Raw genomic sequence first — 14,113 nt, forward strand, 5'->3', positions numbered from 1 at the left:
CCGCATATGTCACGAATCGGAAGACTTCCCATTGAGATCCCTTCTGGGGTCGACATCACGGTCGACGGCTCCGCCGTCACCGTCAAGGGACCGAAGGGTGAGCTTGGGCTCACCGTCGCTAAGCCCATCGAGGTCACCCTCGACGGCGGCCAGCTGCTCGTCACACGGCCGAACGACGAGCGCGAATCGCGCTCGCTGCACGGCCTGACCCGCACGCTGATCGCCAACCAGATCATCGGTGTGACCACTGGTTACTCCAAGGGTCTTGAGATCGTCGGTACCGGTTACCGCGTAGCAGCGAAGGGCGAGAACCTCGAGTTCGCGCTCGGCTTCTCGCACCCGGTCGTCGTCGTTCCCCCCGCCGGCATCTCCTTTGTTGTCGAAGGCAACACGAAGCTGACGGTGCACGGCATCGACAAGCAGTCCGTCGGAGAGGTCGCCGCAAACATTCGTAAGTTGCGCAAGCCAGAGCCCTACAAGGGCAAGGGTGTGCGCTACGCAGGCGAGGTAGTCCGCCGCAAGGCCGGAAAGAGTGGTAAGTAGAAATGGCTCTCGGAACTAGAGGAAAGAGCAAGTCGGCCGCCAAGGGCCGCCGACACGCACGACTTCGTAAGAAGGTCGTTGGCACCGAGGCGCGTCCGCGTCTCTCCGTCACCCGCTCGGCCCGTCACATTTTCGTGCAGGTTATCGACGACAGCAAGGGCTTCACTCTTGCGTCGGCGTCGACCCTCGAGGCCGACATGCGTACCTTCGACGGTGACAAGACCGCCAAGGCACGCAAGGTCGGCGAGCTTGTCGCCGAGCGCGCGAAGGCCGCCGGAATCGACGCCGTCGTATTCGACCGTGGTGGCAGCAAGTACGCGGGTCGCGTTGCGGCCATTGCAGACGGTGCCAGGGAAGGCGGGTTGGACCTGTGAGCGACGCAACGACAAACAAGGAGCAGGCCGTGGAGCCCAAAGCAGTCGCGGCGCCCGAATCGACAGAGACCGCAGTCGTTCAGACCGCGGTTGTCGAGACGGCAGCCGGAACTGAGAACAACAACGCCGCCGAGCCTCGCGAGGCCCGTCGTGGCGGTCGCGAGCGCAACCCGAACCAGCAGCGCGGATCGCGCGACAGCGAGAAGAGCCAGTTCCTCGAGCGTGTCGTCACGATCAACCGCGTGTCGAAGGTCGTCAAGGGTGGTCGTCGCTTCAGCTTCACCGCTCTCGTCGTCGTCGGCGATGGTAACGGTCTCGTTGGAGTCGGGTACGGCAAGGCACGCGAAGTGCCTACCGCGATCTCCAAGGGCGTCGAGGAGGCGAAGAAGAACTTCTTCCGTGTTCCTCGTGTCGCCGCGACGATCCCGCACCCCGTGCAGGGCGAGGCCGCAGCCGGCGTAGTGCTGTTGCGTCCCGCATCCGCCGGTACCGGTGTTATCGCTGGTGGTCCGGTGCGCGCGGTGCTCGAGTGCGCCGGCATCCACGACGTGCTGAGCAAGTCGCTCGGCTCGTCGAACACGATCAACATCGTTCATGCCACCGTTGCTGCCCTCAAGCAGCTCGAAGAGCCCGCTGCGGTCGCCGCACGTCGTGGCCTCCCGGTTGAGCATGTCGTGCCCGCGCGCCTCCTGCGCGCCCAGGCTGACACGAAGGCAGGTGTCTGATGGCCGCGCGCCTGAAGGTGACCCAGATCAAGTCCAAAATTAGTGAAAAGCAGAACCAGCGCGACACGTTGCGGAGCCTCGGGCTCAAGCGCATCGGCGATGTCGTGGTTCGCGAAGACAATTCGCAGAACCGCGGCTACGTCCGTACCGTCGCTCACCTGGTTCGCGTCGAGGAGATTGACTAATGGCTGAAGAAACCACGCCAGCCGCGAAGAAGGCACCCGCCAAGGCTCCGGCCAAGGCGACCGCTGACAAGGCCGCCGCCCCCAAGGCTGCTGCCAAGAAGCCGACAACGGCCAAGGCAGACACCGCGGCACCCGCCGCGAAGAAGCCCGCCGCCAAGAAGCCCGCCTCCGCGCAGTCGGATGCTGCCGAAGGCGCCACGGCGTCGTCGACGGTTTCGGCAAAGTCGGCTCCGGCCAAGAAGAAGGCGGCTCCGGCCGCAGAGGTCGCGGCTCGCCCGCAGGTTCTCAAGATGCACCACCTTCGCCCGGCTCCCGGTGCGAAGAAAGACCGCATGCGTGTCGGTCGTGGTGAGGGATCCAAGGGTAAGACCGCGGGTCGCGGTACCAAGGGCACGAAGGCGCGTTACACGATGCGCCCCGGCTTCGAGGGTGGAAACATCAACTTCATCATGCGTGCTCCGAAGCTGCGCGGGTTCAAGAATCCGTTCCGCGTCGAGTACCAGGTTGTGAACCTCGAAAAGCTCGCCGAGCTCTACCCCTCCGGAGGTGAGGTCACGATCCTCGACCTCGTCGCCAAGGGCGCCGTGCGCAAGAACGAGAAGGTCAAGATTCTCGGCTCGGGCGACATTGCGGTTAAGCTGGAAGTTGCAGTCGACAAGGTGTCCGGCTCTGCCGAACAGAAGATTGTCGCTGCCGGCGGATCCGTCAAGTAGTCGCAAGAGACGCAAGTTTCAGGGGTGGCCCGCAAGGGTCACCCCTCCTGCTTCATCAGAATTAACCTGGAGGACTCGTGTTCAGAGCCGTAGCGCGGATCTTCCGCACGCCCGACCTTCGAAGGAAGATCGGGTTCACGCTCGGTATCGTCGCGTTGTTCCGACTCGGCTCCTTCATCCCCGCACCGTTTGTCGACTACGGCAACGTGCAGGCGTGTATCGCCTCGAATGACGGGACAACGGGCCTCTACGAGCTCGTCAACCTCTTCAGCGGTGGCGCCCTCCTCCAACTCTCGGTCTTCGCGCTCGGCATCATGCCGTACATCACGTCGTCGATCATCGTGCAGCTGCTGCGCGTCGTCATCCCCCACTTCGACACCCTCCACAAGGAGGGCCAGTCCGGCCAGGCGAAGCTCACGCAGTACACCCGCTACCTCACCATCGCCCTCGCCATCCTGCAGTCGACCACCCTCATCACGGTCGCCCGGAGCGGTGCGCTGTTCCCCTCGACGAGCGGTGCTCCCGAGTGTGCGAACCTGATCACCGACCCGTCGTGGTACGCGACCCTCCTGATGGTCATCACGATGACCGCCGGCACGGGGCTCATCATGTGGATGGGTGAGCTCATCACCGAGCGCGGTGTCGGTAACGGCATGTCCCTTCTGATCTTCACCTCGATCGCCGCCACGTTCCCCTCCGCCCTCTGGGGCATCCAGGCCACGCAGAGCTTCGAGGTCTTCCTGCTCGTCCTCGCCGTCGGACTCGTGATCATGACCGCCGTCGTGTTCGTCGAGCAGTCCCAGCGCCGCATTCCGGTGCAGTATGCCAAACGGATGGTCGGTCGTCGTACCTACGGCGGCAACAACACCTACATCCCGATCAAGGTCAACATGGCCGGCGTCGTGCCCGTGATCTTCGCCTCATCGCTGCTGTACCTGCCCGCGCTTGTGGGTCAGTTCAACCAGCCAGCCGGCGGTGGGGCCCCGGCGCCGTGGGTGCAGTGGATCTCTGACAACCTGACCTCGGGCGACAACCCGCTGTACATGGCGCTCTACTTCCTGCTGATCGTCGGGTTCACCTACTTCTACGTGGCCATCACGTTCAATCCGGAGGAGGTCGCCGACAACATGAAGAAGTACGGCGGCTTCATCCCCGGGATCCGCGCCGGCCGTCCCACCGCCGAGTACCTCGACTACGTGCTGACCCGCGTGACGCTGCCCGGTTCGCTCTACCTCGGTTTCATCGCCCTCATCCCGCTCATCGCACTGGCGACGGTCGGGGCCAACGCGAACTTCCCGTTCGGCGGCGCGAGCATCCTCATCATCGTCGGTGTCGGGCTCGAGACGGTCAAGCAGATCGACTCGCAGCTTCAGCAGCGCCACTATGAAGGGCTGCTCCGATGATCTCGTTCACCCAGGGCACCAAGCCACGCCTGCTCATCGTGGGTCCCCCCGGGGCTGGCAAGGGCACCCAGGCCGCCAAGCTTGCCTCCGACTTCGGCATCCCCGCGATTGCGACCGGCGACATCTTCCGCCACAACATCCGCACGGGCACAGAACTCGGCACCCAGGTCAAGGCGATCGTCGACGCGGGCGACTATGTTCCCGACTCGCTCACCAACGAGCTCGTCGCGAGCCGCCTCGCCGAGGAGGACGCACTCGAGGGCTTCCTGCTCGACGGCTACCCGCGCACGCTCAACCAGGTCGCGTACCTCACCGATCTGCTCGCTGCGCGCGGGCAGAGCCTCGACGGCGTCATCCAGCTCGTAGCGGACACCGATGAGGTCGTTTCCAGGCTGCGCAAGCGCGCCGTCGAACAGGGGCGAATGGATGACTCGGAAGAGGCCATCCGCCACCGTCAGGACGTCTTCGCCCGCGAGACCGCTCCGCTCGTGGCCGCCTACCGCGACAAGGGCCTCCTCGTCGAGGTCGACGGCATCGGCGAGATCGACGAAGTCGAGGGCCGCATCACCGCGGCACTCGCCGCGCACGGTATCCAGCGTCCCGGCGCCGTTACCACCGTCTAGGCGTGGCACTGCGCTCGATCTACAAGACGCCCGCGCAGCTGCGACTCATGCTGCAGCCCGGGGTCATCACTGCCGCGGCGCTGAGCGCTGTGCGGGATGCGATCCGCCCCGGGATCACGACGCTCGAGCTCGACGCGATCGCCGAGGCCAGCATCCGTTCGGCGGGCGCCGCGCCGAACTTCATGTTGGAGCCGGGCTACCGGCACACCATCTGCGCCTCGGTAAACGACGACGTGGTGCACGGTATCCCCGGGGCCCGCGTGCTTGCGCCCGGCGACATCGTGTCGATCGACTGCGGGGCCGAGCTCGGCGGCTGGAACGGCGATGCCGCGTTCACCGCGGTGGTTCCGGATGCCTCCCGCCCGGGCGTCGTGAGCGAGCGCGAGAATCTCTCGTCGGTGACCGAGCAGTCGCTCTGGGCCGGCATCGCCGCGCTGTCGCGCGCACGACACCTGAACGAGGTCGGTGCCGCGATCGAGGACTACGTCGATGGCCACGGCACCTTCGGCATCCTCGAGGACTACACCGGCCACGGCATCGGGCGCTCGATGCACGAGGAACCGCCCGTGTTCAACTACCGGGTGCGCGGAAAGGGGCCGGCGGTGAAGCACGGCCTGGTCGTCGCGATCGAGCCGATGGTCACCCTTGGCGGCATCGACACCCACACCCGCGACGACGACTGGACCGTGGCGACCGCCGACGGCACGATGGCCGCGCACTGGGAGCATTCGGTAGCGGTGCACAAGGACGGCATCTGGGTGCTGACGGCAGACGATGGCGGCGCGGCCGGCCTCGCACCCTTCGGCGTGACGCCCAGCCCGATCGCCTGACCTGCGTTGCAGGGGACCTGCTCAACCTGCTTATCAGGCCGAGCCTATTTGTCGATTCCGCGCACGATCTCCTCGATGAACGACGGGAAGTCGACCGCGCGGCGCACGAGCTGTTGAACGTCGTCACGGTCGGCGAAGACCGACACGAACTGGTCGAAGATCGCCTGGAAGGTGGTGCGGTCGGTCGCGCTGAACGCGGCGAGGGCGACCACGTTGACGCGATTGTCGCCCCAGTTGATCGGAGTCTCGTTCACGGCGATGCAGATCGCGGTGCGCTTGGCGGTCATCGTCATCGCGTGCGGCACCGCGAGATTGTCGGTGAACGCGGTCGACGACATCCGCTCGCGCTCGATCGCGGCGTCGAGGTAGGCCTCGTCGATGATGCCGGATGCGACCATCCGGCCGCCGAGCTCGCGGATCACCGACTCCTCGTCGGTGCCGCTCACGTTGCGCACGAAGAAAGCCTCGTCGAAGAAGAGCAGCAGGTCTTCCTTGAGTCGCACGCGCCGCCGCTGGCGGCGCACCCGGCTGATTGCGCGGCGCACCGAGTCGATGTCGTTGTCGGTGAGGAACGGCTGGATCGGCACGACGTTGTCGGCGAAGGTGCCGGGGGAGATGGTCGTGAGCACGAGGTCGGTCGCGAGGGTCGACCAGTCGACGTCGGTGCGGGTGATCACGGTGTCGATCTGGATCTCGGTGCCGAGCACCGCCTCGAGTCGCTCGCGCAGCAGCAGGTGCATGTCGTAATAGTTCGGGCAGACGATGGCGCAGGTCACGCGCTCCTCGCGCCGGGACTCCCGCTCGAGGTATGAGCCGACGTGGAGTGCGATGTAGGAAATTTCGTCGTCGTTGATGACGATCGTTGCTTCGCGCTGCACCTCGCTCGCGATGAAGACCGCGAGCTCGTAGATCATCGGGTAGGCCGTCTTGATCGAGCGGGTCATCGGGTTGCGCGAGTACGACTTGTCCTGTGCCCGCACAATGAGACTGCCCACGTGCAGCGCCAGTCGCGCGATGAAGTCGTCATCGTCGAGGTCGACCAGGTACTCCTCCCCGACGCGCTCCACGATGCGGGTGACGATCTCGACGTGGGGGTCGGGCGCGGTTGCGGTGGCGGACGAGAAAAGGTTGCCGCGGTCGTTGCGCGTGACGACCCTCGTGGTGAGCAGCAGCACGAGGTAGTCGACGTCGTCCCGCCCGAGCTCGACGTCAAAGTGCCGCTCGATCAGGCGGGTGAGCTCCGTGGCGATGTCCTGCGGCGCAGCATCCGCTCCCGAGCCGGGCACGGCGCTGGCCGGCTGGTTCTTCTTTCTGCGGTCCACGGCGATCGCCACGTGGAGCAGAACGTTGTTGATGCCGTACTCGTTGACGAAATAGCCGTGCGAGTCGAGCATCTCGATCAGATCGGTCTTGAAGTCGCGCAAATTCGACGACTCGAACTCCCGCTCGATGCTCTCGAGCTCGAGGAACCCCTGGGCGCCCTCGTCTCGGAACATCCGGCTGAGCAGCCGTCGCAGGTCCAGCTCGGATCCCGATATCCGCACGATCGTCTCCTGCCGGGAGAGCACGAGTTCGGAACCGTCGAGTTCGGCCTTGAGCTTGCGCAGGTCTGACTCGATGGTCGACTCGCTCACGTACATGCTGTCGGCGAGGGAGTAGATGTCGAGTCCGGTGGGAGCGTCGCCGAGCCGGCGAAGGAGATGGTAAATGCGATCGCGCGGCGACTCGCTCTCCGGAGCACGCGAGCGCTGGGCGAGGAAGGAGGAGTACAGATCGCGATTGAGCCGGTAGCCGCTCGTCGACGAGGCGATCACTTCGAGCGGGGCGGCCGATGCCTTCACCGCGGTCACGTAGCTGCGCACGCTTCTCGTGCTCACGCCGAGGTGGTCGGAGAGTTCGGCGGCAGTCACCCAGCCGTCACTGTGCGACAGGTAGCCCAGTAGTCGATCGTGCCTGTCGCTCATCTGCTGTCCCCCGGGGACTGCATCCGGAGATCTCCTTTGATCGTCACGCCGTCGTGGTCGATAGCCCTTATCGACAAGTGAACCACCCCCGGGGCCGTCGTGCCGCATCACGGCTCCTTCCGGGGGAGCGGAAGTAAGCCTGCTGGATCCGGATGCGGGTGCGGGCAAGTATTGGTGCACGGGATCGACCGGACGCGAGGAGGCGTGCAATGAGACGAGTACTTGTCGTGTGTGGGGCTGGGGCCTCGAGTTCGTTCCTCGTCTACTGGATGCGCAAAGACGCAGCCGCGCGCGACATCGCCCTGAGCATCCGGGCCGGAAGCACCGAAGATCTCCCCGCCGCCCTCGCCGACACCGACTTCGTGCTCGTCGGGCATCACCTCGCCGCGGCGTTCCCGTCGATCCGCGCCGCAAGCGCGACCGCCGGTGTCCCCATCAGTCTTCTGCCGTCACTGGCCTTCAACGCGACCGGCGCCGCCGTCGCGATCGACCTCGTGCTCGAACAGGGCGCCTCAACAGAAAGCAACCATGGCTGAACAATCCGTCATCATCGCATCCGCCCACGGACTCCACGCCCGACCGGCCTCGCTGTTCACCCAGGCGGCCTCAAAGTCGGGTGTCGCGGTGCAGATCGTCAAGGCCGGCAAGTCGGTCAACGCCGCGAGCATCCTTGGCGTCATCTCGCTCGGCATCGAACACAACGATGAGGTCACCCTCACGGCGGAGGGTGACGGGGCCGAGGTGGCCATCGCCGAACTCGCCGCGCTGCTCGCGACCGACCACGACGCAGCGTAGATCCACCCCGCAACCCACAGCACACCCGAGAAACCACAGCACACCCGAGAAACAGGAGCACACACCATGACGACGACGTCAACCACACAGACCGGCGAGGTGAATGCGCAGCCGGGCTGGAGAGTAGGAGTCCAGCGCTTCGGCGCGTTCCTCAGCGGGATGATCATGCCGAACATCTCGGCCTTCATCGCGTGGGGTCTCATCACCGCCTTCTTCATCCCCACAGGATGGACCCCGAACGAGTCGCTCGCCGAGCTCGTCGGCCCGATGATTATCTTCCTGCTGCCGCTGCTCATTGCGAACACGGCCGGCCGCATGGTCTACGGCACCCGCGGTGGCGTTGTGGCCTCGATCGGCACTATGGGTGTCATCGTCGGCACCGACATCCCAATGTTCATCGGCGCGATGATCGTGGGACCGCTTGCGGCTTACCTCATCAAGCAGGTCGACAAGATCTGGGCAGGCAAGATCAAGCCCGGCTTCGAGATGCTCGTCGACAACTTCGCCGCCGGCATCCTCGGCATGCTCGTCGCCCTCGGCGCGTTCTTCGGAATCGCTCCGGCGGTCACGGCGCTCAGCAATGCGATCGGCGCGGCGGTGGACTTCCTCGTCACCGCCGGCCTCCTGCCGCTCGCGAGCCTGCTGATCGAGCCCGGCAAGGTACTCTTCCTCAACAACGCCATCAACCAGGGAATCCTCACGCCGCTCGGCGTGCAGGAGTCCACGGAGTTTGGCAAGTCGATCCTCTTCCTCCTGGAGGCAAACCCCGGCCCCGGCCTCGGCCTCCTCGCGGCGTTCATGTTCTTCGGAACCGGAATCGCCAAGGCGAGCGCACCGGGCGCGATCATCATCCAGTTCCTGGGTGGTATTCACGAGATCTACTTCCCGTACGTGCTCATGAAGCCGATCCTGATCGCCGCCATGATCGGTGGCGGCATGACCGGCATCGCGATCAACGTCGCGTTCGGCTCGGGGCTGCGCGCTCCGGCGTCACCGGGAAGCATCTTCGCGGTGCTGATCAACACACCGACCGACAGCTACGTCGGTGTCGTGCTCTCGGTCATCGGCGCCGCGTCGGTGTCGTTCATCATCGCCGCGATCATCCTCCGGGCCAGCCGGAGGCGCGACCTCGAGCTGCTCGAGTCGGGCAATGACGGCCTGACCGCCGGAGCCGCGAAGATGAACGACCTCAAGGGCAAGGAAAGCTCGGTCACGAGCACCCTGTTCGCCGGAGCCGGAGCCGGAACGACCCAGATGAGGATCAGCAACATCGTTTTCGCCTGCGACGCCGGAATGGGGTCGAGTGCGATGGGGGCGAGCGTGCTGCGCAACAAGCTCACGAAGGCAGGGGTGGAGGGTGTGACGGTGACCAACATGTCGATTGCCAACCTCGACGGCTCCGAGGACCTGATCATCACCCACGCCGACCTCACCGAGCGGGCGAGGCAGAAGAACGGTCGAGCCGCGCACATCTCGGTGGACAACTTCATGTCCAGCCCGAAGTACGACGAGGTGGTTAGCCTAGTGACAGAGCAGCAGCTCTAGCAGGCGGTCCGGGATAGCCAGACAAGCACGCAAGTAAGGAAACAGAATGAACGAGAACGTGCTCGACCAGTCACAGATCGTGTCGGCCGGATCGGCCTCCACCAAGGAGGAGGCGATCCGGGAGGCCGGCGCCATCCTCCTCGAGGTCGGAGCCGTGACGGACGGGTACCTCGCGTTCATGCTCGAGAGAGAGGCGATGACCTCGACCTACATGGGCAACTTCCTGGCTATCCCGCATGGCACGAACGAGGGCAAGGACACGATCCTCCGGTCCGCGCTCTCGTTCGTGCGCTATGCCGCCCCGATCGACTGGGACGGCAACGAGGTTCGCTTCGTGGTCGGCATCGCTGGCAAGGAGGGCGGGCACATGGACATCCTCTCCAAGATCGCCATCATCTTCAGCGACGAACACGAAGTGCAGAAACTGCTCGACGCAGACTCGGCCGCGACCATGCTCGAACTGCTCGGCGACGTGAACGAATGAAGGCCGTTCACTTCGGCGCCGGCAACATCGGGCGCGGCTTCGTCGGCTTGATCCTGCATAACGCGGGCTACGAGGTCGTCTTCGCCGATGTGGATGCGGGCGTGATCGACGCCCTCGCCGAGGCGCCCAGCTACCAGGTGCACGAGGTCGGCGCGAAAGCGGCGACTCGCACGGTCAACCACTATCGCGCCCTGAACAGCCGCTCCAACGAGCAGGCGGTGATCGACGAGATCGCGACGGCGGAGGTCGTCACCACCGCGGTCGGCGCGAACATCCTGCGTTTCGTCGCCCCCGTGATCGCCGCAGCGATCGAGACGCGGCCGGCCGGGATGCATCCGCTCACGGTCATGGCGTGCGAGAACGCCCTCAACGCCACCGATCTGCTCGAGAGCGAGGTCAGCCAGATGCTGGGCGATCGCCCAGCCGGCTGGCTGGCCGAGCGAGCAGTCTTCGCCAACACCGCAGTCGACCGCATCGTGCCGCAGGCGGCGGGCGCCGTCGGCCTCGACGTCACCGTTGAGGACTTCTTCGAGTGGGCGATCGAGAGCCCGCCGTTCGGCGACGCAGTGCCCTCCATTCCCGGCGCGCACTTCGTCGACGACCTCGCGCCCTACATCGAGCGCAAGCTCTTCACCGTCAACACCGGCCACGCGAGCGTCGCGTACCACGGCTTCGTGCACGGCGCGGAGTCGCTCGCGCAGGCCGTCGCCATTCCCGAGGTGCTCGCCCAGGTGCGGGCGGTGCTCGACGAGACCTCCGAGTTGCTCATCGGCAAGTACGGCTTCGATCCCGCGGAGCACGCCCAGTACGTCGCGCGCACGCTCGTGCGCTTCGCCAATCCCGAGCTTCCTGACACTCCCGCGCGGGTGGGCCGCCAGCCGCTGCGCAAGCTCGGCCGCAACGAGCGGTTCGTCTCGCCCGCCACGCAGCTCGCCGCCGCGGGCGGCACTCCCGCCGCGCTCGTGCGGGCGATGGGAGCCGCCCTGCGGTTCGACCTGCCCGACGACCCCGAGAGCGTGCGGATGCGGGAGATGCTCCGCGACCTCAACGCCGAGGAATTCACGACCACGGTCACCGGTCTGGAGCCCGGCACCGAGCCGTACGGCTCAGTCGTCGACGTCGTCGCCGCGGAACAGGCTGCGGCGCGCTGATTCTGCTGGCACGGCGCGCCCCGAGGCGCATTGTCTGGGCGTGAGTATAAAGGCGAGTTGCCGAATCGGTTAACTATCGCCTAAGCTTGCTCTTTGGTGTCTTGGGCGCGTTCACGCGCGCTCCACGCTCGGGTTTTACCGCAGTGGCGGCCACCACAATCCAACGCACGACCAGCAAACACAATATTTTAGCGACGAAGAGGATATGGCGAAAAAAGACGGTGTCATCGAGATCGAAGGCGCAGTAGTCGAAGCTCTGCCCAACGCGATGTTTCGCGTTGAGCTGTCCAACGGCCACCGTGTTCTTGCCCACATCTCGGGAAAGATGCGCCAGCACTACATCCGGATCCTCCCTGAGGACCGCGTGATCGTAGAGCTGAGCCCATACGACCTGACCCGCGGCCGGATCGTCTACCGCTACAAGTAGCCGGCCCTCGGGCGCGGATGCTGGAAAGTAACGGCCAGCCGGGTTCCGGCAGGTACGAAGACAGCGAACACAAGGAATCACTATGAAGGTCAACCCCAGCGTCAAGCCAATTTGCGAGAAGTGCAAGGTCATCCGTCGCAACGGCAACGTCATGGTCATCTGCGACAACCCCCGCCACAAGCAGCGCCAGGGCTAATACCCCCGGAACGCTGCTCGCAGTACGCAACTGAACACAGAAAATAGCGGTCCGGATCCCTTTCACGAGGGGGACACCAGTGGTTGGAGGCCACTGCACAGGAACCGCTACAGACCTCCATTCACACAGCAGGAGAAGCCACCATGGCACGTCTAGCAGGCGTAGACATCCCGCGCGATAAGCGCGTGGAAGTTGCACTGACCTACATTTACGGCGTTGGCCGTACGAGCGCCCTCAAGACGCTCGCCGACACCGGAATCAGCGGGGAGATCCGCGTCAAGGATCTGACCGACGATCAGCTCATCGCACTTCGTGACTACATCGAAGTCAACTTCAAGGTAGAAGGTGACCTTCGTCGTGAGGTCGCAGCCGACATTCGCCGCAAGGTCGAGATCGGGAGCTACCAGGGCATCCGCCACCGTCGTGGACTTCCGGTCCACGGACAGCGCACCAAGACCAACGCTCGTACCCGCAAGGGCCCGAAGCGCACCGTCGCCGGCAAGAAGAAGGCCCGATAGCGAGCATTGCTCGTATCGCCATACAAGTTTTAGGAGAAAACAATGGCAGCACCAAAATCGGCCGCTCGTAAGCCGCGTCGTAAAGAGAAGAAGAACGTCGCCGTGGGCCAGGCCCACATCAAGTCGACGTTCAACAACACCATCGTCACCATCACCGACCCCACCGGGGCCGTTCTGAGCTGGGCATCGTCCGGCACGGTCGGCTTCAAGGGTTCGCGCAAGTCGACCCCGTTCGCCGCGCAGCTGTCGGCGGAGTCCGCCGCCCGCCAGGCGCAGGAGCACGGTGTCAAGAAGGTCGACGTGTTCGTGAAGGGACCGGGATCGGGTCGCGAGACCGCCATCCGTTCGCTTCAGGCCGCTGGCCTCGAGGTCGGTTCGATCAACGATGTGACGCCCCAGGCGCACAACGGTTGCCGTCCGCCGAAGCGTCGCCGCGTCTAACACTGCTCTTCCTTGGCTGCCGGGTGGCGGGAGCGCGCAAGCGCCCCGTCGCCCGGCATGCCCCCTACTTCTACACAACTCAATACACGACTGGGCCGCCATCCAGTCGGGAGCCCCAAGTGTCAAATAGCGGACACTTCGCCGAAAGGAATCAACAGTGCTGATTGCACAGCGTCCAACTCTTACCGAAGAGAACATCACCGAGTTCCGCTCGCGGTTCATCATCGAGCCGCTCGAACCCGGTTTCGGTTACACGCTCGGCAACTCGCTTCGCCGCACCCTGCTCTCTTCGATCCCCGGCGCCGCTGTCACCAGCATCCGCCTCGACGGAGTGCTCCACGAATTCAGCACGGTTCCCGGGGTGAAGGAAGACGTCACCGAGGTCATCCTGAACATCAAGGGCCTGGTTGTGTCGAGCGAGCACGACGAGCCGATCACCGCGTACCTTCGCAAGCAGGGCGCTGGTGAGGTCACCGCTGCCGACATCTCGGCTCCGGCCGGTGTGGAGATCCACAACCCGGAGCTCGTCATCGCGACGCTCAACGACAAGGCGAAGTTCGAACTCGAGCTGACGATCGAGCGTGGCCGCGGCTACGTGTCGGCGACCCAGAACCGCAGCGAATTCAGCGAGGCCGGCCAGGTTCCGGTGGACTCGCTCTACTCGCCCGTGCTCAAGGTGACCTACCGTGTCGAGGCGACTCGTGCCGGTGAGCGTACCGACTTCGACCGCCTCGTGGTCGACGTCGAGACCAAGTCCGCGATCACCCCGCGCGACGCCATCGCATCCGCCGGCCGCACCCTGACCGAGCTGTTCGGTCTGGCGCGCGAGCTCAACACGGCGGCAGAGGGCATCGAGATCGGCCCCGCGCCGGTCGACGCCGTCCTCTCGACCGAGCTGAGCATGCCGATCGAAGACCTCGACCTCTCCGTGCGCAGCTACAACTGCCTCAAGCGCGAGGGCATCAACACCGTGAGCGAACTCGTCGCACTGTCGGAGACGCAGCTCATGAACATCCGCAACTTCGGACAGAAGTCGGTGGATGAGGTCAGGGACAAGCTGGTCGAGATGGGACTCTCCCTCAAGGACACCGTTCCCGGCTTCGATGGAGCCCACTTCTACAGCGGCTATGACGACGCCGTCGAAGAGACCAACTAGTCTCGTCGCTCGCGACGACTCACTTTCAAGATTGACGGAG

19 protein-coding genes are annotated in these 14,113 nt (G+C 64.9%); 18 read left to right on the plus strand and 1 reads right to left on the minus strand.

Annotation, left to right across the window (positions count from 1 at the left end; genetic code table 11):
• Positions 1-6 precede the first annotated feature (6 nt).
• The 8 genes from rplF to map all read left to right on the plus strand — a co-directional run bounded on the left by rplF (position 7) and on the right by map (position 5,396).
• Positions 7-543 (plus strand): 50S ribosomal protein L6, encoded by a 537-nt coding sequence (gene rplF, locus BHD05_RS04725; protein ID WP_161885413.1) that lies wholly within the window; start codon positions 7-9, stop codon positions 541-543.
• Between the two features lie 2 nt (positions 544-545).
• Positions 546-917, plus strand: coding sequence for a 50S ribosomal protein L18 (rplR, locus tag BHD05_RS04730; protein WP_161885414.1), 372 nt, complete (start codon positions 546-548; stop codon positions 915-917).
• A 29-nt stretch (positions 918-946) separates the two neighbouring features.
• Positions 947-1,642, plus strand: coding sequence for a 30S ribosomal protein S5 (gene rpsE / locus BHD05_RS04735; protein WP_161885415.1), 696 nt, complete (start codon positions 947-949; stop codon positions 1,640-1,642).
• A complete protein-coding gene (gene rpmD / locus BHD05_RS04740; RefSeq protein ID WP_161885416.1) occupies positions 1,642-1,827 on the plus strand; it encodes a 50S ribosomal protein L30 in 186 nt (61 codons plus the stop codon). The genes rpsE and rpmD overlap by 1 nt, the downstream gene beginning before the upstream one ends.
• Positions 1,827-2,540: a 50S ribosomal protein L15 gene (rplO, locus tag BHD05_RS04745; RefSeq protein WP_161885417.1), complete on the plus strand. Its 714-nt coding sequence runs from the start codon at positions 1,827-1,829 to the stop codon at positions 2,538-2,540. Before rpmD ends, rplO begins: the two co-directional genes overlap by 1 nt.
• A 77-nt stretch (positions 2,541-2,617) precedes the next feature.
• The gene (gene secY / locus BHD05_RS04750; protein WP_161885418.1) at positions 2,618-3,943 is read left to right on the plus strand and encodes a preprotein translocase subunit SecY; all 1,326 of its coding nucleotides are present in this window, start codon (positions 2,618-2,620) and stop codon (positions 3,941-3,943) included.
• Positions 3,940-4,566, plus strand: a complete 627-nt coding sequence (locus BHD05_RS04755; RefSeq protein WP_202614293.1) for an adenylate kinase — start codon at positions 3,940-3,942, stop codon at positions 4,564-4,566. Before secY ends, BHD05_RS04755 begins: the two co-directional genes overlap by 4 nt.
• Positions 4,567-4,613: 47 nt before the next feature.
• Positions 4,614-5,396, plus strand: coding sequence for a type I methionyl aminopeptidase (gene map / locus BHD05_RS04760; RefSeq protein ID WP_236966728.1), 783 nt, complete (start codon positions 4,614-4,616; stop codon positions 5,394-5,396).
• Positions 5,397-5,440: 44 nt separating this feature from the next.
• Here map and BHD05_RS04765 read toward each other — a convergent pair whose 3' ends face one another.
• Positions 5,441-7,360 carry a BglG family transcription antiterminator gene (locus tag BHD05_RS04765; RefSeq protein WP_161885420.1) on the minus strand — a complete coding sequence of 640 codons (1,920 nt, stop codon included), beginning with the start codon at positions 7,358-7,360 and terminating at the stop codon, positions 5,441-5,443.
• Positions 7,361-7,569: 209 nt separating this feature from the next.
• Here BHD05_RS04765 and BHD05_RS04770 point away from each other — a divergent pair, with 209 nt between their 5' ends.
• From BHD05_RS04770 to BHD05_RS04815, 10 genes are all read left to right on the plus strand, one after another.
• Positions 7,570-7,896 (plus strand): PTS sugar transporter subunit IIB, encoded by a 327-nt coding sequence (locus tag BHD05_RS04770; protein WP_161885421.1) that lies wholly within the window; start codon positions 7,570-7,572, stop codon positions 7,894-7,896.
• Positions 7,889-8,155 (plus strand): HPr family phosphocarrier protein, encoded by a 267-nt coding sequence (locus tag BHD05_RS04775; protein ID WP_161885422.1) that lies wholly within the window; start codon positions 7,889-7,891, stop codon positions 8,153-8,155. The genes BHD05_RS04770 and BHD05_RS04775 overlap by 8 nt, the downstream gene beginning before the upstream one ends.
• Before the next feature lie 66 nt (positions 8,156-8,221).
• Positions 8,222-9,700, plus strand: a complete 1,479-nt coding sequence (locus tag BHD05_RS04780; RefSeq protein WP_161885423.1) for a PTS mannitol transporter subunit IIBC — start codon at positions 8,222-8,224, stop codon at positions 9,698-9,700.
• Positions 9,701-9,746: 46 nt separating this feature from the next.
• Positions 9,747-10,184 (plus strand): PTS mannitol transporter subunit IIA, encoded by a 438-nt coding sequence (locus tag BHD05_RS04785; RefSeq protein ID WP_161885424.1) that lies wholly within the window; start codon positions 9,747-9,749, stop codon positions 10,182-10,184.
• On the plus strand, positions 10,181-11,335 hold the full coding sequence (locus BHD05_RS04790; protein ID WP_161885425.1) for a mannitol-1-phosphate 5-dehydrogenase: 1,155 nt from the start codon (positions 10,181-10,183) through the stop codon (positions 11,333-11,335). Before BHD05_RS04785 ends, BHD05_RS04790 begins: the two co-directional genes overlap by 4 nt.
• Before the next feature lie 205 nt (positions 11,336-11,540).
• The gene (infA, locus tag BHD05_RS04795; protein ID WP_035834638.1) at positions 11,541-11,762 is read left to right on the plus strand and encodes a translation initiation factor IF-1; all 222 of its coding nucleotides are present in this window, start codon (positions 11,541-11,543) and stop codon (positions 11,760-11,762) included.
• Positions 11,763-11,844: 82 nt separating this feature from the next.
• Positions 11,845-11,958, plus strand: coding sequence for a 50S ribosomal protein L36 (rpmJ, locus tag BHD05_RS04800; RefSeq protein ID WP_161885426.1), 114 nt, complete (start codon positions 11,845-11,847; stop codon positions 11,956-11,958).
• 143 nt (positions 11,959-12,101) lie between these two features.
• Positions 12,102-12,476 carry a 30S ribosomal protein S13 gene (gene rpsM / locus BHD05_RS04805; RefSeq protein ID WP_161885427.1) on the plus strand — a complete coding sequence of 125 codons (375 nt, stop codon included), beginning with the start codon at positions 12,102-12,104 and terminating at the stop codon, positions 12,474-12,476.
• A gap of 42 nt (positions 12,477-12,518) precedes the next feature.
• Positions 12,519-12,917, plus strand: a complete 399-nt coding sequence (rpsK, locus tag BHD05_RS04810) for a 30S ribosomal protein S11 (RefSeq protein ID WP_161885428.1) — start codon at positions 12,519-12,521, stop codon at positions 12,915-12,917.
• A gap of 157 nt (positions 12,918-13,074) precedes the next feature.
• A complete protein-coding gene (locus tag BHD05_RS04815; protein ID WP_161885429.1) occupies positions 13,075-14,073 on the plus strand; it encodes a DNA-directed RNA polymerase subunit alpha in 999 nt (332 codons plus the stop codon).
• Positions 14,074-14,113: the final 40 nt, after the last annotated feature.

Origin of the sequence: Marisediminicola antarctica (genome assembly GCF_009930795.1) — a bacterium.
Lineage (GTDB): Bacteria > Actinomycetota > Actinomycetes > Actinomycetales > Microbacteriaceae > Marisediminicola > Marisediminicola antarctica.